Annotated in this window: 22 protein-coding genes; 15 read left to right on the forward strand and 7 right to left on the reverse strand. The window is 68.6% G+C overall.

Translation table 11 applies throughout. From position 1 onward, the window contains the following. Positions 1-38: 38 nt before the first annotated feature. Both ACK4FB_RS06150 and ACK4FB_RS06155 read right to left on the reverse strand, forming a co-directional pair. The gene (locus tag ACK4FB_RS06150) at positions 39-761 is read right to left on the reverse strand and encodes a 3-deoxy-manno-octulosonate cytidylyltransferase (protein ID WP_409749217.1); all 723 of its coding nucleotides are present in this window, start codon (positions 759-761) and stop codon (positions 39-41) included. 40 nt (positions 762-801) lie between these two features. After that, a complete protein-coding gene (locus ACK4FB_RS06155) occupies positions 802-1,959 on the reverse strand; it encodes a serine hydrolase domain-containing protein (protein WP_409749220.1) in 1,158 nt (385 codons plus the stop codon). A gap of 387 nt (positions 1,960-2,346) precedes the next feature. On the opposite strand from ACK4FB_RS06155, the gene ACK4FB_RS06160 reads away from it, so the two are divergent. From ACK4FB_RS06160 to ACK4FB_RS06175, 4 genes are all read left to right on the forward strand, one after another. Then, a complete protein-coding gene (locus tag ACK4FB_RS06160; protein ID WP_409689379.1) occupies positions 2,347-2,667 on the forward strand; it encodes a hypothetical protein in 321 nt (106 codons plus the stop codon). A 63-nt stretch (positions 2,668-2,730) separates the two neighbouring features. Beyond that, a complete protein-coding gene (locus tag ACK4FB_RS06165; RefSeq protein ID WP_409749223.1) occupies positions 2,731-4,809 on the forward strand; it encodes an AsmA family protein in 2,079 nt (692 codons plus the stop codon). A gap of 90 nt (positions 4,810-4,899) precedes the next feature. Then, positions 4,900-5,751 (forward strand): alpha/beta hydrolase, encoded by an 852-nt coding sequence (locus ACK4FB_RS06170; protein WP_409749226.1) that lies wholly within the window; start codon positions 4,900-4,902, stop codon positions 5,749-5,751. A gap of 64 nt (positions 5,752-5,815) precedes the next feature. Further along, entirely contained in the window at positions 5,816-7,264 is a 1,449-nt protein-coding gene (locus ACK4FB_RS06175) for an AMP nucleosidase (RefSeq protein ID WP_409749229.1), read from the forward strand. Between the two features lie 196 nt (positions 7,265-7,460). Here the strand turns inward: ACK4FB_RS06175 and ACK4FB_RS06180 are convergent, their stop codons facing one another. Next, the gene (locus tag ACK4FB_RS06180) at positions 7,461-8,222 is read right to left on the reverse strand and encodes an SAM-dependent methyltransferase (RefSeq protein ID WP_409749232.1); all 762 of its coding nucleotides are present in this window, start codon (positions 8,220-8,222) and stop codon (positions 7,461-7,463) included. 84 nt (positions 8,223-8,306) lie between these two features. On the opposite strand from ACK4FB_RS06180, the gene ACK4FB_RS06185 reads away from it, so the two are divergent. From ACK4FB_RS06185 to ACK4FB_RS06215, 7 genes are all read left to right on the forward strand, one after another. Then, positions 8,307-8,933: a hypothetical protein gene (locus ACK4FB_RS06185; RefSeq protein WP_409749235.1), complete on the forward strand. Its 627-nt coding sequence runs from the start codon at positions 8,307-8,309 to the stop codon at positions 8,931-8,933. A gap of 3 nt (positions 8,934-8,936) precedes the next feature. Beyond that, positions 8,937-9,239 carry a winged helix-turn-helix domain-containing protein gene (locus ACK4FB_RS06190; RefSeq protein ID WP_409689368.1) on the forward strand — a complete coding sequence of 101 codons (303 nt, stop codon included), beginning with the start codon at positions 8,937-8,939 and terminating at the stop codon, positions 9,237-9,239. 19 nt (positions 9,240-9,258) lie between these two features. Beyond that, positions 9,259-10,041 (forward strand): tyrosine-protein phosphatase, encoded by a 783-nt coding sequence (locus ACK4FB_RS06195; protein WP_409749237.1) that lies wholly within the window; start codon positions 9,259-9,261, stop codon positions 10,039-10,041. A gap of 3 nt (positions 10,042-10,044) precedes the next feature. Further along, on the forward strand, positions 10,045-11,382 hold the full coding sequence (locus ACK4FB_RS06200; protein ID WP_409749240.1) for an anthranilate synthase component I family protein: 1,338 nt from the start codon (positions 10,045-10,047) through the stop codon (positions 11,380-11,382). Positions 11,383-11,450: 68 nt separating this feature from the next. Continuing rightward, positions 11,451-11,822, forward strand: coding sequence for a DUF6491 family protein (locus ACK4FB_RS06205; protein ID WP_409749243.1), 372 nt, complete (start codon positions 11,451-11,453; stop codon positions 11,820-11,822). Between the two features lie 148 nt (positions 11,823-11,970). Then, positions 11,971-12,531 (forward strand): HNH endonuclease, encoded by a 561-nt coding sequence (locus ACK4FB_RS06210; RefSeq protein ID WP_409749246.1) that lies wholly within the window; start codon positions 11,971-11,973, stop codon positions 12,529-12,531. Between the two features lie 41 nt (positions 12,532-12,572). Next, on the forward strand, positions 12,573-13,142 hold the full coding sequence (locus tag ACK4FB_RS06215) for a YqgE/AlgH family protein (RefSeq protein ID WP_409749249.1): 570 nt from the start codon (positions 12,573-12,575) through the stop codon (positions 13,140-13,142). Positions 13,143-13,145: 3 nt separating this feature from the next. Here the strand turns inward: ACK4FB_RS06215 and ACK4FB_RS06220 are convergent, their stop codons facing one another. After that, a complete protein-coding gene (locus ACK4FB_RS06220; RefSeq protein ID WP_409749252.1) occupies positions 13,146-13,988 on the reverse strand; it encodes an SDR family NAD(P)-dependent oxidoreductase in 843 nt (280 codons plus the stop codon). Beyond that, positions 13,985-14,440 carry an Rrf2 family transcriptional regulator gene (locus ACK4FB_RS06225; RefSeq protein WP_409749255.1) on the reverse strand — a complete coding sequence of 152 codons (456 nt, stop codon included), beginning with the start codon at positions 14,438-14,440 and terminating at the stop codon, positions 13,985-13,987. The genes ACK4FB_RS06220 and ACK4FB_RS06225 overlap by 4 nt, the downstream gene beginning before the upstream one ends. A gap of 165 nt (positions 14,441-14,605) precedes the next feature. Between ACK4FB_RS06225 and ACK4FB_RS06230 the strand changes: the two genes are divergently transcribed. Continuing rightward, a complete protein-coding gene (locus ACK4FB_RS06230) occupies positions 14,606-16,558 on the forward strand; it encodes a potassium transporter Kup (protein ID WP_409749258.1) in 1,953 nt (650 codons plus the stop codon). Then, entirely contained in the window at positions 16,555-17,841 is a 1,287-nt protein-coding gene (locus ACK4FB_RS06235; protein WP_409749261.1) for an RsmB/NOP family class I SAM-dependent RNA methyltransferase, read from the forward strand. The genes ACK4FB_RS06230 and ACK4FB_RS06235 overlap by 4 nt, the downstream gene beginning before the upstream one ends. Positions 17,842-17,847: 6 nt before the next feature. On the opposite strand, the gene ACK4FB_RS06240 is transcribed toward ACK4FB_RS06235, so the two are convergent. Continuing rightward, the gene (locus ACK4FB_RS06240) at positions 17,848-18,891 is read right to left on the reverse strand and encodes a ribonucleotide-diphosphate reductase subunit beta (protein ID WP_409749264.1); all 1,044 of its coding nucleotides are present in this window, start codon (positions 18,889-18,891) and stop codon (positions 17,848-17,850) included. Positions 18,892-19,046: 155 nt separating this feature from the next. Between ACK4FB_RS06240 and ACK4FB_RS06245 the strand changes: the two genes are divergently transcribed. Next, on the forward strand, positions 19,047-19,697 hold the full coding sequence (locus ACK4FB_RS06245; protein ID WP_409749267.1) for a glutathione S-transferase family protein: 651 nt from the start codon (positions 19,047-19,049) through the stop codon (positions 19,695-19,697). Between the two features lie 68 nt (positions 19,698-19,765). Then, complete coding sequence (locus ACK4FB_RS06250) at positions 19,766-20,602, forward strand: neutral zinc metallopeptidase (RefSeq protein ID WP_409749270.1); 837 nt, start codon at positions 19,766-19,768, stop codon at positions 20,600-20,602. Here ACK4FB_RS06250 and metK read toward each other — a convergent pair. Next, entirely contained in the window at positions 20,599-21,789 is a 1,191-nt protein-coding gene (gene metK / locus ACK4FB_RS06255; RefSeq protein WP_409749273.1) for a methionine adenosyltransferase, read from the reverse strand. The genes ACK4FB_RS06250 and metK overlap by 4 nt on opposite strands. Positions 21,790-21,814 lie beyond the last annotated feature (25 nt).

A 21,814-nucleotide genomic window follows, 5' to 3' on the forward strand; every position in this document is an offset into this window, starting at 1 on the left:
TCTTTTCGTTGGACCGGCCATAGCCCATCGGGGACGGTTCAGGCCAGCGTTCGCGCCATCTCCAGGTCCGCCGGATTGTCCACCGACAGGGGCGCTTCGTCGATCACGGCGGCCCAGATGCTCAGCCCCATCTCCAGCGCCCGCAGCTGCTCCAGCTTCTCCCGGCGCTCCAGCGGCGAGGGCGGGGCGGCGCAGAACGCGTCCAGCGCGCCGCGTCGATAGCCGTAAACGCCGATGTGACGCCACACGGGCCCGTCGCCGTACAGGGTCGAGCGGGTGAAATAGAGCGCCCGGCCGCTGCGCCCGCCGTCATCCAGCGCCAGCACCGCCTTGACCACGTCCGGGTTGCTCCGGTCCTCAGGTCCCGCCTCGGGCGCGACCAGGGTGGCGATGTCGCAAGACGGCTCGCGCGCCATCAGATCGGCGCAAAGGCGGCTGAGGGCTGGATCGGCGAAGGGCATGTCGCCCTGCAGGTTGATGACCACGTCGTGGGCCCCGTCCGGGTCGATCGCGTGCAGCGCCGCACGGATGCGGTCAGAGCCCGACGGCAGGTCCGGGTCGGTCAGCACGGCTCGGCCGCCTGCGGCCTCGACCGCGTGGACGATCGCCACATCGCCGGCGGCCACCGCCACCGGCAGACCCGAAGCGGCGGCGGCCTCCCAGGCCCGCACGATCATGGGCTTGCCGCCGATATCGGCGAGCGGCTTGTCGGGCAGGCGCGTGGCGGCCATGCGGGCGGGGATCAGGACCAGTGGGTTCATGGCCCGGCGCTAGCTCCGATGGCGCGTATCCGCAAGCCCGTCACTGATCCGCGGCCGCCGCAATCCGGGCCAGGATCGCTTCGCGCGCCCGGGACCGCTCGCGCCCGGTGGCGGTGGGCCAGGCGGACAGGATCACCACCACCATCCGTCGCTCCGGGTCGATGTGGATGGTCTGGCCGAAGATGCCGTAGGCCTCGAAACGTCCATCATCCCTTGTCCACCACTGAAAGCCGTAACCCCGGCCCGGATCGTCGATTTCGGCCTGTTTTCTCGTCGCCTCGGCGAACCATCCGGCGGGAACGATGGAGCGCCCGTTCACAACGCCGTTCTCCAGCACAAGCTGGCCGACGCGGCCCCAGTCCCGCAGGGAGGCCACCAGACAGCAGCCGCCCGGCTCCTGCCCGGCCTCATCCACCATCCAGGCCGCGTCCCGCTCCATGCCGTAGGGCCGCCAGATGGTTTGCGACAGATAGTCCGCCAGGGGCAGCCCTGTGGCCCGGCTGATCAAAAGGCCGACGAGATTGGTTTCGCCTGTGCTGTAATGCCAGCGCGTCCCCGGGTCGGCGGCCCGCGCCAGCCCGCGCATGTAGTGCAGGGTCGGATCCATCCCGCCGGTCTCGCGCGGCTCGAAGAACCGGGCCACATCGGAATCCGCGTCGGTATAGTCCTCGTTCCAGTCGGCGCCCGAAGTCATGGTCAGCAACTGACGCACCGTGACCCCGTCGTAAGCCCCGCCCGCCAGTTCCGGCAGATAGCGGGTGATGGGAGTCTCGAGGCTCTCGATATGACCCTGGGCGATGGCGGCGCCCACAAGGGTCGAGGTCAGGGACTTGGCCACCGAGAACGACGTCCAGCGGCCCTCCGGACCGAAATCCAGCCCATACCGCTCCAGCCGGATCCGTCCGTCCTGAAGCACCAGCAGGCCCGCCACACGCTCGGCTTCCATGAACGCGTCCACGTCCAGATCCAGGGGCGCGCCCGGCGGCAGGGCGCGGACGGCGGCGCCCGCCGCCACGGCCCGGTGGGGGGTGATCCGCTCCATGGCGCGGAATCCCGCCTCCCGCTCCGTCTGGCTCCAGAACAGCACTTCGGACGGCCGCTCCAGCCGGGGCAGACCGTCCCTGCCCAGGTCCGCATCTGACGCGCACGCCGACAGGGCCAGGGCCAGGGCCAGACCGATAATATGATGTCCACGCATGAAAGCCCCCGTTCTCGATTTTCTTATAGGCCTGGAGGCGCGAGGCCGGAAGCCGCCGGAACCGAAGCGTACTCAACACCGGCCATAACCGGGACCGCGCCTGCGCAACTGGCGACGATCAGCATGAAAAGGGCGGCGAAGGTCTTCATGGCCACAGGAGGCCGTCAGTCGCGAAGGCGGATGCGTCCTGAACGCGAATTCACGCTCTGATCAACAAAATGGCTTTTTCCACAAGGGTGTGCTAAGAGGGTGACACCCATGCGGTCCGTTATCGGCCGCCCGCATCCCCGGCCCTTTTCGCCGCCTGCGCGCCTGAACCCTGCAAAGGGCGGCCGCGCGACCGGCGTTTCTTCCCCTGGGCCGGCGTCAGACTGGAAAGGACAAACGATGGTCGAAGAAGGCTTCGTTCAACTCTACGTTCGCGATTTCGCCGCCATGGCCGCCCGCGCCGACGGAGGACAGGACGTGGAGGAGGCGCTGACGCGCCGTGTCCGCGAACTGAAGTCTCACGCCGAGCTCATGGACCGTCGCAAGACGCCCGGCCACCAGGCCGCCGTGGCCGAGCGCCTGGTCTCGGAGTCAGAGCGCACCCACGTGCGCCACGGCCGCATCGGCCCGGATGACGTGGAGGCGCTTGAGCGTCGCCGGGACTTCCTGCTGCGCGTCGCCGAAATGCTGCGCGAGGATCAGGCCGAACTGGCGGCCTGACCGCTTTTCCAGACACCAATTCGACAATGAGGCGTTTCCTGTGGTCATGCCCGGGAACACGCCGTGAAACGTCCTGACTGGACCCGCCTGAGGGCTGACGCCGTCGAGCGTAGCGGACGTCTGTGGGCGGACGGCCGTTCGCGCTTCCAGGCAGGCCGCGCCTGGGTCGGCGCCCATGACCCTGTCTGGCGGGCGTGGCGCCGGCCGGGCCGTGCCGAGATGGCGTCAGGCGCCGTGGCGGGCGTTCTGGTTCTGGCCGTGGTTCTAGGTCTGGCCCTGTTCGACTGGAATTATCTGCGGGGCCCCGTCGGCCGATGGGCCTCGGCGCAATACGATCGCGACATCAGCATCGACGGCGACCTGGACGTGACCCTGTTCAGCTGGACGCCGTCCGTGGCGGTCGAAGGTCTGCGCATCGGCGGACCGGAGTGGGCCGACGAGGACAACACGGTGAAGGTGGCCCGCTTCGAAGGCTCCGCGCGGCTGACCCGACTGCTCGCCGGCCGACTGGAGCTGACCCGCGCGGTGGTGATCGAGCCGGAGATCGTGCTCATCGTGGATGAGGATGGACGCCGCAGCTGGGTGCTGGACGACACGGGCCCGGACGAACCCACACGCCTGCCCCTGATCGAGCGTCTTCTGATCCGCGACGGACGGGTGCGGGTGGATGAACAGGGACGCGGGCTGACGCTGGACGCGGCCATCGACGCCCGGGAAGTGGCCGAGGGCGTGGCCGACGACGACGAGCGATCCGGTTTCCGCCTCCAGGGCGATGGCGCCCTGAACGGCCAGCCCCTGACCCTGCGGGTGCTGGGCGAACCTTTTGTCCAGTTGCGCCGGGACCGGCCCTGGCGGTTCCGCGCCGAGCTGACCGGCGCCGGCAGCGAACTGAGCGCCCGGGGCCAGATCACCCGTCCCTTCGACCTCAGCCATTTCACCGCCGATCTCAGCCTGTCCGGCCCCGATCTGGCGAACCTGTACCTGATCACCGGCGTGGTGACGCCCAATACGCCGCCCTACACCCTTGAGGGCGACCTGGCCCGCGACGGCAGTCTGTGGACCTTCAACAATGTGACCGGACAGGTGGGGGACAGCGATCTGTCGGGCGATGTCAGCGTGGACCGGGTCGACGACCGCCTGCGGGTGGAGGCGGACCTGCGCAGTCGCTCTCTGGATCTGGACGACCTGTTCGCCGTACTGGGCGCGCCGCCGGACCCGACCGAAACGGCCTCGCCCGAACAGAGGGCCCGGGCCGGCGCCATGCGCGCCCAGGCGCGCCTGCTGCCCGACGCCCCCCTGCGCACCGAGCGGCTGCGCACCATGGACGGCCGACTGGATTTTCGCGCTGATGAGGTGAAGCGCAACGAACTGGCCGTCACGGGCGTCAGCCTGGGGGCCGCCCTTGAGAGCGGAATTCTCGGGCTTGACCCCATCACCTTCACCTTTGCGCAGGGCGAACTGAACGGGACGGCCCGCATCGACGCCACCGGTGATGTCCCCCGGTCCACAGTCGACCTTCGGCTGGCCGGCTATCCACTGGAGGCCGTCATTCCCGCGCGGGATGGTCAGCCGACCGTGACAGGCCGCGCCCTGGGCCGGGTTCGGCTGCAGGGCCCGGGGGCTTCCATCGCCGACTTCGCCGCCCGATCGCGCGGGACCATCACCGTGGTGGTCCCGCAAGGCCAGATGCGCGAGGCCTTCGCCGAACTGCTGGGCATCAATGTGGGCCGGGGCTTGCGCCTGTTGCTGTCGGACGACGAGCGGACCACGCCCGTCCGCTGCGCGGTCGCCAGTTTCGATGTGCGCGACGGGATCGGGACAGCCTCCACCTTTGTCATCGACACCGATGTGGTGCTGGCCCAGGGCCAGGGAACGCTTGATCTGCGCAACGAGCGTCTGGACCTTCGCATCGACGGCGAGAGCAAACGTCCTCGCCTGCTCAGGGTGTGGTCTCCCATCACCATCTCGGGCCCGATCCGGGCGCCCTCGGTGGGCGTGGACGAGGCCGCCATCGCTGGCCAGGTCGGCCTGATCGCCGCCATAGGCGCGCTGGTGGCGCCGATCGCCGGGGTGTTGGGTCTGATCGAGCCGGGACTGGCCGAGGACGCCAACTGCGGCGCCCTGATCAGCGAAGCCCGTTAGGGGAATCCTTCGGCCGCACATCAGCGTCCCCGCTCGCAACCTGCCCGGGGCGCCGTGCGTATCTGACCGGAAGCTTTGACACGGAAACCCATGACCCGACGCGGATTGCTCATGCCCGCCCTGGCCGGCCTCATGGCTGGATGCTCGCCGCTGGGCGCCCTGAACGCCCTGGGCCCGCGCGACGGTAACGCCCGTCGCGTGGCGCAGGGTCTGGCCTACGGATCCGAAGACCGCCAACGCTTCGACCTTTATGCCCCTGCGGACCGAACGGACGTGCCGGTGGTGGTCTTCTTCTACGGGGGCGGCTGGGATTCCGGATCGAGAGAGCTCTACGGCTGGGCGGCGCAGGCCCTGGCGGCGCGAGGCTTTCTGGTGGCGCTGCCCGACTATCGCCTGTCGCCGGATGTTCACTTCCCCGCTTTCATCGAAGACGCGGCCCTGGCCACGGCGGCCGCGGCGGACGTGGCGGCCGGGTACGGAGGCGACCCCGCGCGGCTGGCGGTCGGCGGCCATTCGGCCGGCGCGCACCTGGCCATGATGATCGCCCTGGACCGCCGCTACATGACGGGGATCGACCGTCCGGATCTGATCAGGGCGGCGGCGGGTCTCGCGGGTCCGTATGACTTCCTGCCGTTCGATGTGGCCGCCAGCCGCAACGCCTTCGGCCGGGCGCCGGATCCCACCCTGACCCAGCCGGTCACATTCGCCCGCGCCGACGCCCCGCCCGTCTGGCTGGGCCACGGGACCGACGACGACACGGTCCACGCCGAGGATTCCGAAATCCTGCACGCACGCCTGTCCGAGCTGGGCGCGCCCTCGACCCTGCGCCTGTATGAGGGTCTCAACCACGCCGACCTGATCGCGACCTTCTCGCCCCTGTTCCGGCGCAAGGCCCCGGTGCTGGACGACATGGCCGGGTTCCTGACGGAGGCCCTGTCCTGACCCTCAGCCTGCGCATACACCCCGGACGTCTCGCCATCGTCACGCTTGCCCGCTAGACTGGGTCATGACCGAGACCCTGACCATCGAGGCGGTGCTGGACCGCCTGCAAGACCTTTATTCCAGCTCCGTCGGCGCCCTGCGTGAGGCCGTCAAACAGTTCCTCGACACCGGCGCCCTGCCTGACCCCGACGCCCGCGCCGGGGGCCTGTTCGCCTATCCCGAGCTGAAGGTCAGCTGGCGCGGCGAGCGGCCGGGCGATCTGGAGCCCCGCGCCTTCGCCCGCCTGTCGCGGCCCGGCGACTATGCCGCCACCATCACCCGGCCGGACCTGTTCCGCTCCTATATCCGCGAACAGCTTGAACTGCTTGAAGCCGATTACGGCGCCACCTTCGAGGTGACAGCGTCCCGCCAGGAGATTCCCTTCCCCTATGTGATGGACGGTTCGGGGGTGACGCTGGACCGCACCATGACCTCGGCCATCGCCCTGTATTTCCCCACCACCGAACTGGCCCATATCGGCGACGAGATCGCCGACGGCCTGTTCGACCCGGCCTCGGGCGCCTTTCCCCTGTCCCACTTCGACGGGCTCAGGACCGACTTCTCCCTGGCCCGGCTGAAGCACTACACAGGCACGCCGGTGGATGACGTCCAGTCCTTTATCCTGTTCACCAATTACCACCGCTATGTGGACGAGTTCGTGCGCTGGGCCTGCGCCCAGCTGGCCGACCCGGACAGCCCCTACGAGACCCTGTCCTGCGCGGGGGGCGTGGTGGTGACCCGGGATGATCCGGACGCCGACGCGGCCTTGTCGGACGGCGCCTGGCGTCGTCACCAGATGCCGGCCTGGCACCTGACCGCGCCCGGCTGGCGCGGCGTGACCCTGGTCAACATCGGGGTGGGGCCGTCCAACGCCAAGACCATCACCGACCATCTGGCCGTGACCCGGCCCCACGCCTGGCTGATGATCGGCCACTGCGGGGGCCTGCGGGCCAGCCAGTCCATCGGCGACTATGTGCTGGCCCACGCCTATCTGCGCGACGACCATGTGCTGGACGCGGTGCTGCCGCCGGACATCCCCATCCCCTCCATCGCCGAGGTCCAGCGCGCCCTGTACGACGCCACCAAGTCGGTCTCCGGTATGCCGGGCGAGCAGGTGAAACGGCGCCTGCGCACCGGCACCGTGGTCACCACTGACGATCGCAATTGGGAGCTGCGCTATTCCCGCTCGGCCCTGCGTTTCAACCAGAGCCGGGCCGTGGCCATCGACATGGAGAGCGCCACCATCGCGGCCCAGGGCTACCGTTTCCGCGTGCCGTACGGGACCCTGCTGTGTGTGTCCGACAAGCCCCTTCACGGTGAGATCAAGCTGCCGGGCCAGGCCAACCGGTTCTATGAGGGCTCCATCTCCGAGCATCTGCAGATCGGCATCGAGGCGGTGGCCCTGCTGCGCCAGGAAGGCGTCGGCCTGCACTCCCGCAAGCTGCGCGCCTTCGACGAGCCTCCGTTCAGATAAAGGGGCCCTATCGCTCGCCGCGCGGCGGCTCGCCATTGTGCGGGCCCTATGCTCGCGACGCGGTCGCTCGCGGCTTTAGGGCGTCGGGTGCGCTGTCCCGGCGCGAGGCGCACCCGCGTGCAAATAGTGAGCGTCCGCGACGCGAGCGGTAGCGCACAAATATGCGCTCAGGCAGCGAGGCCCCGCGGGCCAGGCGTTAGCACCCTAGCAAATACAACCCGAAGCCGAAGACGCGCGAACCTTCAGTCTCGAACATCGCCTTTTGAAGGTCGGCGCGGGCCATCAGGCGCGAAGCCTCAGGCGCCTGGGGGTTCGCGGCGGCCCAGGCGCGCACAGACGCGTCCATGGTGTCGATATAGACGCGCCATTCCTCGTCGGTGCTGTGGCGCACATGAATGACGCGCCACCCGGCCTGTTCGGCCGCCGCCTTCCAGCCCGCGTCGGTCTGGTAGGTGTTGGTCATCTCGATGATCTGACGCAGGGGCGCGCTGGGCTCGGCCTTCCAGAACGGCTCGCCCCAGAGAAGGAAACCGCCGGGGGCCACGGCGTCCCTGAGCCGCGCGAACACCGCGACGGGATCGCGCAGGCCCGGCGCCGCCACGTCTGTGGCGCCCAGAACCGTGATGAGTTCCGGCAACGGGGGGCGACCCAGAACCTGGCTGGAATCCTGGACCAGCAGTTCAATCCGCTCCCCCTGACCGGCGGCGGCGATGCGCCGGCCGGCCAGGTCGGCCATGACGGGGTCGCGCTCCACCGCCCGCACCTTGAGCCCGAGGTCGCGCGCCAGACCGATGGCGACGGTGGCGTTGCCGGCGCCCAGATCCAGCGCCAGCGCGCCGGGGTTGAGTCCCGCACCAGAGATGGCCTCCCGGACCGCATCCCAGGACACGGCATTGCAGACATCCAGCGCTTCGTAGGCGATGTGGGTGAAGCTCATGGCCATGACGGGGGCTTGCACCCGGGGGCCGGGCGATACCACAAGAAAGCACTTTACATTTTAAAGCTTGGTGGTAAGGTCAGCCCATCCAAGGGGAGAAGCTTCATGACCGATCAACACAGCAAGTCCATCCATGACGACATCGCCTATATGCGCGGCCTGGCCCATGACGGTCGTCATGCGCCCTTGCTCGCCGGCCCGGTGATGGTGGCCGCAGGCCTGATCTTCGGCCTGGCCAGTCTGGGTCAGTGGGCCATCGTGACCGACGTGCTGGTGGTCGATCCCATGGCCCAGCTCTGGTTGTGGCTCGGCGCCGGCGGCGTTTTCGCCGTGGCCCTGACGCTTCTGATCCGGCGCCAGCAGACGAAGCCCGGCTTTTATTCTCCCGGCAACAAGGCGGTGGGCGCGGCGTGGTCGGCGGTGGGTTTCGGCATCTTCGCCATGTGGGTGGCCTTCATGGCCGTCGGATTCACCTCGGGCGACTGGACGCTCATGCGCGCCATGCCCATCGTGGTGTTCGCGGCTTACGGGTCGGCCTGGATGGTGGCCGGCGCCATGTCCGGCGCCCGATGGATGACGGGCGTGGCTCTGGTCGCCTATGGCGGAGCCGTTCTGCTGGGCGTGTTCGCGGACAGTACGTGGGGTTACCTGGTGTTCGCGGGCCTGATGATGGTCGTCGCCCTGATCCCCGGACTGGCCCTGATGCGCCAGGAACCCTCGGATGTGGTCTGACCCATGGCGGATGATTTCCAGATCGCCGACATCGACGAGGTCATTCACGGACGGGTGCGCCTGGGGATCATGGCCTATCTGTCCGGTGCGGACATGGCCGACTTCAACGAGCTGAAGACACGCCTTCAGGTCACCGACGGCAATCTGTCGGTGCACCTGAGAAAGCTGGAGGACGCCGGCTTCGTGGAGGTGATCAAGAGCTTCCAGGGTCGACGGCCCCTGACCCGCGCCCGGCTGACCGACCCCGGACGCAAGGCCTTCGTCGAGTATCTCGACGCCATGGCCCGGCTGGTGGAGCAGCGATAGGGCGCCTATAGACAGGGGCATGACCGCCTCCCGCCTCCACCGCTTCGACGCTGTCGAGAATTTTCGCGACTACGGCGACTACGCCACCGCCGCCGGGCGACGCCTGCGCGGCGGCGTACTGTTCCGTTCCGGCCACCATGCCCGGGCGTCGGACGGGGATGTGGCACGTCTGGAGGCCCTCGGCGTCGCCACGGTGGTTGATCTGCGCAGGGTCTCGGAACGCCGCGCGCAACCGTCGAAACGGCCGCCCGGCTTCTCGGGTCAGGTGATCGCGTGGGACAAGGCCGACGACGGCGAGGCGCCCCACATCACCTTCCTCAAGACCTCGCCCCTGACCGAGGAAGGCGGCCGGGCCTTCATGACGCAGACCTATCGCCGCCTGCCGTTCGAGGACGCCCACCTGGACCTCTTCCGCCGCTATTTCCACGCCCTGGGCGAAAGCGACGGGCCGGTGCTGATCCACTGCGCGGCGGGCAAGGACCGGACCGGCCTGCTGGCCGCCCTGACGCACCATCTGCTCGGCGTCGCACACGACGAGATGATGGAGGACTATCTGCTGACCAACCACGCCGTGGATCTGGAGGGTCGCGCCCCGGCTGTGGCGAAACAGCTGGAGACCTGGACCGGACGTCCGGCCTCTCACGCCGCCGTGGTCGCCTTCCTGGGCGTTGAGCCCGGCTATCTGGACGCGGCCGTCAAGGCGATGGTGGAGGCGCACGGCTCCATCGACGCCTATCTGGAGCAGGCCCTGGGCGTGGACGCGGCCTTGCGCGACCGCATCGGCGAACGGCTGTCGGCCTGAACCATGGAGGGTCTGTCGCTGGCCCTGAGAGAGCAGGACTGGGTTGATCCGCTGCACGTGGCGGCGGGGCTGGGCGGCGTCGCCGGGCGGCTTGTCCTGCTGTCCGACGGAGGGCCGAACGGGCGCTGGTCCTATGTGGCCGCCGGACCGACCCGGGTGGAGCGAGTGCTTCAGGGGGAGCCGGCCCCCTTCGCGCGTCTGGCCATGCTTTCAGATGCCCGGATCGGCGCAGGATCGGACCTGCCGCCATTTACCGGAGGGGTGGCGGGGCTGGCGACCTACGATCTTGCCGCGCCGCCGGGCGCCCTGGGGCCCGACGATCAGGACTGGCCCGCCCTGACCTTGGCGCATTACGAGGCGCTTCTGGCGTTTGATCATCAGCGGCGACGGGTGCTCGTCATCGGACGGGGCCCGGATGACGCCATGGCGCAGGCTGCGGCGGACCGCGCCTCGGCGTGGCTGGCGTCAGCCCGGGAGCCGCGGCCCCTCGAGGGCCCCCTGGCCGACGCCTTCACCCCCGAACGCCCGGCCAGGGATTACACGAGGGCGGTGGCCGATGTGGTCCGGCGCATCGCGATGGGCGAGATCTTTCAGGCCAACATCGCCCGCGCCTGGGCCGGGCTTCTGATCGCCGGGGCGGAGCCGTTCGACCTGTTCGTCCGCCTCGCCGCCGCCAGCCCGGCGCCCTACGCCGCCTTCTGGGACATGGGCGACCATGTGCTGGCGTCCAACTCGCCGGAATCGTTCCTCAGCGTGCGACAGGACCGGATCACGGCCCGACCCATCAAGGGCACACGGCCGCGTGGATCGACTCCGGAAGAGGACGTGGCGCTGAGCGCGGAACTGCTCGCCAGCCCCAAGGATCGGGCCGAGAACCTGATGATCGTGGACCTCATGCGCAACGACCTGTCGCGGATCTGCACGCCCGGCAGCGTCACGGCGCCGGACCTGTTCCGCCTCGAGACCTTCGCCAATGTCCATCATCTGGTGTCCACGGTGCAGGGGCGGCTGACCCCAGGCACGGGACCCGCCGGGGTGATGGCGGCCACCTTCCCGCCCGGCTCCATCACCGGAGCGCCCAAGCATCAGGCCATGCGGGTCATCGCCGGACACGAAACCGGGCGCGGCCCATGGTGCGGCAGTCTGTTCCTGGCCGGGTTCGACGGCGTCCTGGACGCCTCGGTCCTGATCCGGACCGTCGCCCTGCGTCGTGACGGCGGCCGGTGGCGCTTTCGGACCCTGGCGGGAGCGGGCATCGTCGCCGACAGCGACCCGGACGCGGAACTGGCCGAAACCGACGCCAAGATCGCGGGCATACGCGCGGCCCTCACGGGTTCGTGAAGTCCGGCGGCGACGCAGCGCGTTTATGCTGGCAGAAGTGGGGATAACCGGGATTAATGGACACCATCATGCGTATCGCAATTCTCACTGCCGGCGTTCTGGGCCTTGCCGTATCGGCCTGCGCGCCGACGCCGGCCATGGACACGCCTGAGGGACAGGCCCGACAGTGCATTTTCGCCAGCCAGATCCATTCGTTCAGCAGCCAGGGACGAGAGTCGATCATCGTCCACGCTGGCCGGGCCGCCTATGAACTGACGACCGTGGGATATTGCGCGGACGTCGACTGGGCCCAGCAGGTCGGCGTTGACACCCTGGGCGGCTCAAGCCTGTGCGTCGGCGACCAGGCGGACCTGATCGTCAGATCTTTGGGAGGCCGTCCTGACCGGTGCCGCGTTCGTGTTTCGCGCGCGCTGACCGAGGCCGAGATCGAAGCCCTCTGATCCGTCGCGCCTTCCCCCGACTGTGATCGGCAGGTCATGGCGGCGTCATCGAATCAGGGCTAGGGTCGAGAGGTTCCGAGCGTGAAGGAGGGCGTGTCTTCAGTCCCGTCGCCTCGAACCTCTCCGTGATTCGCGCGGGAGGGGCCTGATGCAGGTCCTGTCCCGCCCGCCGTCAGGCTTTCCGGCCCTGGTGCTGAACGCCGACTTCCGCCCCTTGTCCTACTACCCCCTGTCCGTGTGGCCCTGGCAGGAGGTGGTCAAGGCGGTGTTCCAGGAACGGGTGGATGTGGTCTCCACCTACGACAAGGTGGTGCGTAGTCCCTCGCTGGAATTCCGGCTGCCCAGCGTCGTCTCGCTGAAAAGCTATATCGACCAGGACCGCCAGCCCGCCTTCACCCGCTTCAATGTTTTCCTGCGCGACGGTTTTGTCTGCCAGTACTGCGGTTCCGGCGCCGATCTGACCTTCGACCACGTGCTGCCCCGCTCCCAGGGCGGAACCACCAGCTGGGAGAACATCGTCGCCGCCTGCGCGCCGTGCAATCTCAGGAAAGGCGGCCGTACGCCCCGTCAGGCGGACATGCCGATCCGCCGCAATCCGTTCCGCCCCAACAGCTGGCAACTGCAGGACCTGGGTCGCCGCTTCCCGCCCAACTATCTGCACCAGAGCTGGCTGGACTACCTCTACTGGGACATCGAGCTGGAGCCCTGACCTCCCTTGCATCGGAGCGACGCGCCGCCGATGATGGCGCCATGTCGGAATTCCAGTCCCTTGCGGGCAAGCTTCTGGTCGCCATGCCGGGCATAGGGGATCCGCGCTTCGAGCATGCGGTGATCCTCATCTGCGCCCACCAGGCCGATCACGCCATGGGCCTGCGGCTGGACCGGCCGGCACCCGGCGTGGACCTGCGCGCAGTGCTCGACAAGCTGGAGATGCCCGAGGCCGACCGCGCCCCCGAGCAGCCGGTGCTGCTGGGCGGACCGGTGGACCGAGAGCGAGGCTTCGTGTTGCACACGGACGACTGGAACGCGCCGGACGCCTCCCTGCCCGTGAGCGAGGGACTGGCGATCACCGCCACGCGAGAGGCCCTTGCGGCCCTGACGGATCCCGCCCGGCGCCCCGACCGGTCAGTTCTTGTTCTGGGCTACGCCGGATGGGGCGAGGGCCAGCTGGAGAGCGAACTGACCGGGAATGTCTGGCTGACCGCGGAGCCGAGCCCGGAACTGCTGTTCGATGAGGACCATGGGACGAAGTGGAGCCGCGCCCTGGCCGGGATCGGCGTCGACGCCGCGATGCTGTCCACAACAGGCGGGCGGGCCTGAGGGTCAGGACGCGGCGGCGCCTCGCTTTCGCGACTCCAGTCGTCCCAGCCGCCTCGCATGGCGATCCGCCATCTTCAGGGCCCAGCCGGTAGGGGTGACCCGGGACGCGACGGACATGAAGCGGTTGAACGCGCCGGGGATCGACACGGGCCGATTGGCCTCGCAGGCCTCGTAACCGGCGCGAATGACGGGATCGGCTTCCATCCACATCCAGCGGGGATAGGCGGTGCTGACCGCCTCGCGCGACCCGTTGGCGTCGTGGAACTCGGTCAGGGTGTAGCCGGGGCACAGGACGGTGACGTGCACGCCGGTCCCCTTCAGCTCCAGATGCAGGCCCTGTGACGCCTTGATCAGGAAGCTCTTGAGCGGGCCGTAAAGGGTGTCGCCGCCGGTGGCGGGCAGGAAGCCGGCCAGGGACGCGATGTTGAGGATGCGGCCGAACCCTCGCTGCGCCATGCCCGGCGCGACGCGGCGCGACAGGGCGACAGGGACGCTGGCCATGACCGCCAGCATCCCCGCATGCTGTTGCGGCGACAACGCAAGGAACCCGCCCGTCAGGCTGTAGCCCGCATTGTTGATCAGACCGTCCACATGACGCCCCCCGGCCTCCACCGCATTCACCAGCCTGTCGGCGGCGCCGACCTCGGCCAGATCGAGCGCGACCGTGATCACCTGACAGCCATGGCGGGCGCGAAGTTCCGCAGCCAAGGTCTCAAGACGGTCCTCCCGGCGGGCGGTGAGGGCCAGATCCCATCCGTGGGCGGCGTACTGGCGGGCGAAGGCCTCGCCCAGCCCCGCAGAGGCGCCGGTGATCAGCATCAGGGGACGCGGCGTCGGCGCGCTCACGCGGCGGGCAGCCGGATGGCCGACAGGGAGGCGGGGTTGTCAGCCAGAAGGTCTGCGATTGTGATGCGCGACAGGGCGTGGGCCGCCGCGTCCTCGGCGGCCGTCAGGGCCTTGGCCACCTGACGCGGAATGTGCTGACCGACGGGACAGCCCTTGGCGCCGGCGGGCGGCGACCCCAGATGGGCGCAGCCGTTCACGGCCTTGAGCACCTCGTCCAGGGTAATGGTTTCGGGGCCGCGCGTCAGCCAGGCCCCCCCGTTGGCTCCCGGACGCGTGGCGATCAGTCCGGCCCGCGACAACATGGCCGTGACGCGCCGGATAACCACCGGATTGGTGGGAATCGAGGCCGCCAGCACCGACGAGGGCGCTGCGGCGGTCGCATCGAACGCCCCCTTGTGGGCCAGATAGGCCAGGGTATGGGCGGCGACGGGAAATCTCTGGCTGTCTGACATGATGGCTCCAACCCTGTGAGATAGGACGCAAAGCCGCGTTTCACAAACAGGAGCGGTTGTGCAATGCAACAAATAATGGGGGAGCGCGATTGAACCCCTCATGGAAAGGGCGTAAAGCCCCGCCGCTTTGATGGCTGTCGCCGCCGCGACGCCGGAGGATCAGGAATGGCTGGGACTGCTCCCGGCGAAAACGGCGCCTCGACCGCCGCTTCGCCTACGCCAGATGGCGCTTCCGAACATTCGACCCACGGGACCGGCCATGGCCGGGGTCCGATGCTCGCCCTCACCGTGGGCGCCATCGGCGTGGTGTTCGGCGACATCGGCACCAGTCCGCTCTACGCCATGCGCGAATCCCTGGCCCGCACCTCGGGCGCGCCGGAGATGGCGGTTCTGGGCGTGCTGTCCCTGATTTTCTGGGCGCTGATTCTGGTGGTGACGGTGAAGTACGTCATCTTTCTGATGCGGGCGGACAACAAGGGCGAGGGCGGAACCCTGTCCCTGATGTCGCTGGCCCAGCGGTCTCTGGGGCGACGATCAACGCTGATCTTCTTCCTGGGCCTTTGCGGCGCAGCCCTGTTCTACGCCGACGGCGTCCTGACCCCGGCGGTGTCCGTGCTCTCGGCGGTGGAGGGCCTGCGCGAGGCGCCCGGCGTGGGCCGCCTGCTGACGCCTTTCGTTCTGCCCATAACCGCCGGGATCCTGATCGCCCTGTTCATGGTGCAGTCCCGCGGCACTGCCGGACTGGCCAGGGCCTTCGGCCCCATCACCGCCGTCTGGTTCCTGATCCTGGCGGGTCTGGGGATCATGCACATCTTCGATGATGTCTCGATCCTGCGCGGGATTTCGCCGCACTACGGCATTCTGTTCCTGATCGACAACGGCTTCCTCGGGTTCATCATCCTGGGCAGCGTGTTTCTGGCCGTCACCGGCGCCGAGGCGCTCTATACGGACATGGGCCACTTCGGAAAGGCGCCCATCCGCGCCGGCTGGCTGGTGTTCGTCCTGCCCTGCCTGATGCTGAACTATCTGGGTCAGGGCGCCCTGGCCCTGTCCCAGCCCGCCGCCGTCGAGAACCTGTTCTGGATGATGGTGCCCCAGGCGGCCTACTGGCCGATCCTGATCATGGCGACCCTCGCCACCATCATCGCCAGCCAGGCGGTGATCACCGGCGCCTTCTCCATTACCCAGCAGGCGGTCCAGCTTGGGCTGCTGCCGCGCATGAACATCCGCCGCACGTCAGAGACCCAGGCGGGTCAGATCTTCGTGCCGTCCGTGAACATGATGATGCTGGCCGGCGTGCTCCTGCTGCTGGCCATGTTCCCCACCTCCTCCCAACTGGCGGGCGCCTACGGGGTGGCGGTCACCGGGGCCATGTTCGTGGACAGCCTGCTGGCCTTCTTCATCGTGCGCTACATGTGGAAGCGCAGCCTGCTGGTCAGCATCCTGGCCCTGACCCCGTTCATGATCATCGATATCGCCTTCTTCGGCTCGAACCTGATGAAGATTCCCGAGGGAGCCTGGGCCCCCCTGGCCATCGGCGGGGCCATCGTGATGGTCATGTGGACCTGGACGCGGGGCACCCGGCTGCTGACCGACAAGGCGCGCAAGGACAGCCTGCCCATGGCCGACCTGATCGAGATGCTGGGCGCCCGCCCGCCGCACAGGACGCCCGGCACGGCCATCTTCCTGACCTCGGACCCGGACGTGGCGCCGGTGGCCCTGATGCACAACCTCAAGCACAACAAGGTGCTGCACGAGAAGAACATCATCCTGACCGTGCGTACGCTTGACCGGCCGCGCGTGGCTCAGGAAAAGCGGATCGAGATCGAGCTCATCAACGATGACTTCAAGCGCCTGACGATCAACTACGGATTCATGGAAAGCCCGAATGTGCCCAAGGCCCTGGGCCTGTGCCGGAAACAGGGGCTGAAGTTCGATATCATGTCCACCAGCTTCTTCCTGGGCCGCCGCTCCGTAGCCCCGGCGCCGGGCAAGAACATGCCGCACTGGCAGGACAAGCTTTATGTGTTCCTGATGCGCAACGCCGCAAATCCCACGGACTTCTTCCATATTCCCGCCGGCCGCGTGGTCGAGATGGGCACGCAGGTGACGGTTTGAACGATACCAACGAGGCCGGCATCGAGGCCCGCATCGCCGCCGGGGTGCTGCTGAACGCGGCGCTGGAGCGGCGCGGCGGCATGGACGAGGCGCTGAACTTCCGCGAGCTCAAGGGCCTGTCGCCCCAGGACCGCGCCTTCGCCCGGGCCGTGGCCATGGCGGCGCTGCGCCGTCTGGGCGAGATCGACGCCATTCTGGACCGCCGCCTGAAGAAGGGCCCGCCGCTGGCCGTGCGCACCATCCTGCGCGTGGCCCTGGCCCAGACCATGGTGCTGAACACCCCGGACTTCGCGGCGGTGTCGAGCGCGGTGAAGCTGGCCGAGCGGGACGTCAAGACCCGCCCCTACAAGGGTCTGGTCAATGCAGTGCTGCGCGGCATCGGCCGGGACGGGCCGGACAAGACCGCCGCCGAAGCCAATCTGCCGGACTGGATCGCCGCGCGCTGGCGGGCGGCCTATGGCGTTGACGCCTTGGTCGCCCTGGCCGAGGCCGGACGGGCTGAACCGGCCACGGACCTGAGCCTGAAGCCCGACGCAGACGCCCCGGCTCTGGCCGAGGCGCTGGAGGGCGTGGTTCTGCCCGGCGGCTCGGTGCGCACCACCCGGCGCGGCGACATCTCCGAATGGCCGGGCTTCGCCGACGGAAGCTGGTGGATCCAGGACGCCGCCGCCGCCGTCCCGGCCCGCCTGCTGGACGTGAAGCCGGGCGAGACCGCGCTGGACATGTGCGCGGCGCCCGGGGGCAAGACCCTGCAACTGGCCGCAGCGGGAGCCGGGGTCACGGCGCTGGACCGGTCGGAGTCGCGCCTGCGACGCCTGACCCAGAACCTGGAGCGCACCGGCCTGACCGCCGAGGCGTTCGCTATTCCGGCCGAAGAGTGGGAGGACGGGCGAACCTTCGACGCTGTGCTGCTGGACGCGCCGTGCACGGCCACCGGCACCTATCGCCGCAATCCCGAGGCCCTGCGCCGCACCCGGCCCGCCGATGTGGCTGATCTGGCGGACGTGCAGCACCGCCTGCTGGACGCCGCCGCCGCGCGGGTGAAGCCCGGCGGACGGCTGGTCTATTGCGTCTGTTCGCTGGAGCGCGAGGAGGGCGAAAGCCAGATCATCGCCTTCCTGCGCCGCCACCCCGACTTCCGTATGGCCGCCGCCGACCCGGCGGCCGTGGGCGCCCCGGTCGAGGCTTTGGCGAACGAGGGCTGGCTACGCATCCTGCCGTCCATGTGGAGCGAGCACGGCGGCCTGGACGGCTTCTTCGTCGCCCGGCTGGAGCGGGCCTAGACGAGTCTAGACTTCCGCGCCTTCCGTGCGCTTCCTCATGAGGGCGTCGAAGGAGTCCCAGACGCCCTCGGCGCCGTGCCAGGCGCCCTTGGTGGCGGCCTTGGAGTACTCCGTGGCGCGCGCCTCGAAGAAATTGGCGTGCTCGACACCCGACAGCATGGACTGCAGCCACGGCAGCGGATTCTCGGTCGCGCCGTAGACCTCGGGCAGCTTGAGCTGGCGCAGGCGCCAGTCGGCGATGAAGCGGATGTATTTCTTGATGTCGTCCGGGGTCATGCCCTGCACCGGCCCGGTTTCGAAGGCCAGGTCGATGAACTTGTCCTCCATGTCCACCACGGTCTTGCAGCAGTCGACGATGTCGTCGGCCACGGCCCTGGTCACCGCGCCGGTCTCATGGTTGAAGGCGTGGTACAGCTTGATGATGCCCTCGCAGTGAAGGCTCTCGTCGCGCACCGACCAGCTGACGATCTGGCCCATGCCCTTCATCTTGTTGAAGCGCGGGAAATTCATCAGCATGGCGAAGCTGGCGAACAGCTGCAGCCCTTCGGAGAAGCCGCCGAACATGGCCAGGGTGCGCGCGATGTCGCCGTTGGACTCGACCCCGAACTGGCCCATGTAGTCGTGCTTGTCCTTCATGGCCTCGTATTCCATGAAGGCGCCGAACTCGCTCTCGGGCATGCCGATGGTCTCGAGCAGCAGGGCGTAGGCCGCGATGTGGATGGTCTCCATATTGGCGAAGGAGGCCAGCATCATCTTCACTTCGGTCGGTTTGAAGACCCGGCCGTAGCGCTCCATGTAGTTGTCCTGCACCTCGATGTCCGCCTGGGTGAAAAAGCGGAAGATCTGGGTCAGCAGGTTGCGCTCGCCGTCGTCCAGCTTGGTCGCCCAGTCCTTGCAGTCCTCGCCCAGCGGCACCTCTTCGGGCATCCAGTGGACCTGCTGCTGCTTCTTCCACATGTCGAAGGCCCACGGATAGCGGAACGGCTTGTAGGCGGCCGAGGCGGTCAGCAGACCGGGCAGGTCGGAACGGATCGGGGTGATGGCGTTCATGGTATTCTCGAATGCGACTCGGGCGACGGAGCGACTTTCACCATGATGGTGCAGCCGCCCGGCGCCAAGACAAAACAAGGCTATGTTGCGATCACTTTTTCCGCAGCCCCTATATCTGGTGTGTCGATGCGGATTTGATGGGGAGGAACCTGGGGATGAGTTTCACGATCTACGGCGCCGCCGGCTCGGGTTCTGTCCCCGTGGAGGCGGCCCTGACGCTGCTGGGCATCGATCACGAGGTGATTGAGGCGCCCACCTGGGAGGGCGAGGCGCAACGGGATCGGGTCGCCCCGGTCAATCCCATGCGCCAGATCCCGGCCCTGATCACGCCGGACGGCGAGACCATCACGGAAAGCGCCGCCATCCTGATCTGGCTGGCCGACAGCCATCCCGGGGCGCGGCTGGCGCCCCCGCCGGGTGATCCGCGCCGGGCCCAATTTCTTCGCTGGATGAGCTTCATCCCCGCCTCGATCTATTCCATGTTCTGGGTGCGCGACGAGCCCTCGCGCCTGGTGGGCGACGACGCGGCGGCGCAGGCGGCCGTGCGGGAGCGCACCGCCGAGCGCATCGCCGCCTGCTGGGCCGTGATGGACGCGCAGGTGAACCCCGGCGACTTCATCCTGGGCGACCAGCACACGGTGCTGGACCTCTATGTCACCGTGGCCAGCCGCTGGACGCCCGGGCGGCGGCGCTTCCATTCCGAGGCGCCGAAGATGAGTCAGGTGGTCCGCCGCGTGGACGCCCTGCCCGAACTAGCCGACTTCTGGCCGCGGCGCTTTCCCTTCCAGGCCGACGAGGAGGGGTGACGCATCCCTTCCCCTCGTCCCGCGTTCCGGCGTAGCTTGAACCACAGAAACAGGGCGGGAGGCGGCGCATGCGCTGGAGAGGCGGACGGCGGGGCGGCGGCATCGAGGACCGGCGGGGCATGGGCGCTGGGGTCGCGGGCGGCGGCATCGGCGCGGCCGTGCTGGGTATCATCGTCTATCTGGTGTTCGGTATCGATCCACAGGTGACGACCCAGGTGGCCGGCCAGCTGGGCGGACTGGGCCAGGCCGAACGCGGCGAGGTCGGCACGCCCGAGGACGAGGCGGGGCTGTTCGTCGACGTCATCGGCACCAACGTCAACGATGTCTGGGCCACGCAGATGCAGGGCTATCAGGCGCCCGGCTTCGTTCTGTACGAACAGGGCACCTCAACCGATGGGTGCGGCTATGGCCAGGCGGCCATGGGGCCGTTCTATTGCCCGGCGGACCGGACGGTCTATCTGGACCTGGGCTTCTGGCAGGTGATGAGCGAACAGCTGGGCGCCGGCGGAGACTTCGCCAAGGCCTATGTGATCGCCCACGAGATCGGCCACCACGTCCAGACCCTGACCGGCGCCTCGGATCAGGTGCGACAGGCCCAGAGCCGGGCCCGGTCGGAAGGCGAGGCCAATCGCTATTCCGTGGCGCTGGAGCTTCAGGCCGACTGCTATGCGGGCGTCTGGGCCGCCAACGCAGCCGCCGTCTCGGGCGGAGAGGTGGCCCTGACGGCGGGTAGTCTTGAGGAGGGCATGAACGCGGCCTCGGCCATCGGCGACGACCGCCTGGGCGGCGGACAGCGGTCGCCGGAGAGCTTCACCCACGGCACCTCGGCCCAGCGCATGGAGTGGCTGCGGCGGGGCTATGACTCGGGCGACCCCGCCGCCTGCGACACCTTCGCGGCGCTTTAGGCCAGAGCCTTCAGCTTTTCGACCAGATCGGTCTTTTCCCAGCTGAAGCCGCCGTCGGCGTCCGGCTCGCGACCGAAGTGGCCGTAGGCGGCCGTGCGGGCGTAGATGGGCTTATTCAGGCCCAGATGCTCGCGGATGGCGCGGGGCGTGGCGCCGCCGATCATGGCGGGCAGTTCGCGCTCCAGCACGTCCTCGGAAATCTTGCCGGTGCCGTGCAGGTCCACGTGGACCGACTGGGGCTTGGCCACGCCGATGGCGTAGCTGAGCTGGATGGTGCAGCGGTCGGCCAGTCCGGCCGCCACCACGTTCTTGGCCAGATAGCGGGCGGCGTAGGCGGCCGAACGGTCCACCTTGGTGCAGTCCTTGCCCGAGAAGGCGCCGCCGCCGTGGGGCGAGGCGCCGCCGTAGGTGTCGACGATGATCTTGCGGCCGGTCAGGCCGGCGTCGCCGTCCGGGCCGCCGATCTCGAACACGCCGGTGGGATTGATGTGCCAGACGGTCTCGTCGGTGATGAAGCCCTCGGGCAGCACCTCGGCCACCACCGGCTTGACCAGGGCGGCCACGTCAGCCTGGGTCATGCCCTTCGCGTGCTGGGTCGAGACGACGATGGCGGTGGCGCGCACCGGGACGCCGTTTTCGTAGAACAGGCTGACCTGGCTCTTGGCGTCGGGCTCGAGACGCTTTTCGCCGCCATGGCGCAGTTCGGCCAGGCGCTTCAGGATGCGGTGGCTGTAGGCCAGGGTGGCGGGCATCAACTCGGGCGTCTCGTTCGAGGCGTAGCCGAACATGATGCCCTGGTCGCCCGCGCCCTCGTCCTTGCCCTCTGCCGCATCAACGCCCACGGCGATGTCGGCGGACTGGCCGTGCAGGTGGTTTTCGAACGTCAGGTGCTTCCAGTGGAAGCCGTCCTGCTCATAACCGATGTCCTTGACGGCCGCGCGCACGGCGTCCTCGATCTCGGCCTCGATGCCCGGCGCCCAGGCTCCGTTCTCCCAGATGCCCTTGCCCCGGATTTCGCCGGCCAGCACCACGCGGTTGGTGGTGGTCAGGGTCTCGCACGCCACGCGCGCCTCGGGATCCCGAGCCATGAACAGATCGACAATGGTGTCGGAGATGCGATCCGACACCTTGTCGGGGTGGCCTTCGGACACGCTTTCCGAAGTAAAGACGAAGGAGGTGCGGCTCACGGGCGAGGCTCCGGTGTTCGAGGAA

The organism is Brevundimonas sp. (genome assembly GCF_046299535.1).
Classification (GTDB): Bacteria; Pseudomonadota; Alphaproteobacteria; order Caulobacterales; family Caulobacteraceae; genus Brevundimonas.

Bases quoted from the DNA above. Each gene is read 5' to 3' on its own strand.
- ACK4FB_RS06155 (WP_409749220.1), bottom strand. From the start codon at position 1,959: ATGCGTGGACATCATATTATCGGTCTGGCCCTGGCCCTGGCCCTGTCG.
- ACK4FB_RS06250 (WP_409749270.1), top strand. From the start codon at position 19,766: ATGCGCTGGAGAGGCGGACGGCGGGGCGGCGGCATCGAGGACCGGCGG.
- ACK4FB_RS06215 (WP_409749249.1), top strand. From the start codon at position 12,573: ATGTCGGAATTCCAGTCCCTTGCGGGCAAGCTTCTGGTCGCCATGCCG.
- ACK4FB_RS06150 (WP_409749217.1), bottom strand. From the start codon at position 761: ATGAACCCACTGGTCCTGATCCCCGCCCGCATGGCCGCCACGCGCCTG.
- ACK4FB_RS06230 (WP_409749258.1), top strand. From the start codon at position 14,606: ATGGCTGGGACTGCTCCCGGCGAAAACGGCGCCTCGACCGCCGCTTCG.
- ACK4FB_RS06170 (WP_409749226.1), top strand. From the start codon at position 4,900: ATGACCCGACGCGGATTGCTCATGCCCGCCCTGGCCGGCCTCATGGCT.
- ACK4FB_RS06185 (WP_409749235.1), top strand. From the start codon at position 8,307: ATGACCGATCAACACAGCAAGTCCATCCATGACGACATCGCCTATATG.
- ACK4FB_RS06205 (WP_409749243.1), top strand. From the start codon at position 11,451: ATGCGTATCGCAATTCTCACTGCCGGCGTTCTGGGCCTTGCCGTATCG.
- ACK4FB_RS06240 (WP_409749264.1), bottom strand. From the start codon at position 18,891: ATGAACGCCATCACCCCGATCCGTTCCGACCTGCCCGGTCTGCTGACC.
- ACK4FB_RS06190 (WP_409689368.1), top strand. From the start codon at position 8,937: ATGGCGGATGATTTCCAGATCGCCGACATCGACGAGGTCATTCACGGA.
- ACK4FB_RS06225 (WP_409749255.1), bottom strand. From the start codon at position 14,440: ATGTCAGACAGCCAGAGATTTCCCGTCGCCGCCCATACCCTGGCCTAT.
- ACK4FB_RS06245 (WP_409749267.1), top strand. From the start codon at position 19,047: ATGAGTTTCACGATCTACGGCGCCGCCGGCTCGGGTTCTGTCCCCGTG.
- ACK4FB_RS06210 (WP_409749246.1), top strand. From the start codon at position 11,971: ATGCAGGTCCTGTCCCGCCCGCCGTCAGGCTTTCCGGCCCTGGTGCTG.
- ACK4FB_RS06175 (WP_409749229.1), top strand. From the start codon at position 5,816: ATGACCGAGACCCTGACCATCGAGGCGGTGCTGGACCGCCTGCAAGAC.
- ACK4FB_RS06195 (WP_409749237.1), top strand. From the start codon at position 9,259: ATGACCGCCTCCCGCCTCCACCGCTTCGACGCTGTCGAGAATTTTCGC.
- ACK4FB_RS06200 (WP_409749240.1), top strand. From the start codon at position 10,045: ATGGAGGGTCTGTCGCTGGCCCTGAGAGAGCAGGACTGGGTTGATCCG.
- ACK4FB_RS06160 (WP_409689379.1), top strand. From the start codon at position 2,347: ATGGTCGAAGAAGGCTTCGTTCAACTCTACGTTCGCGATTTCGCCGCC.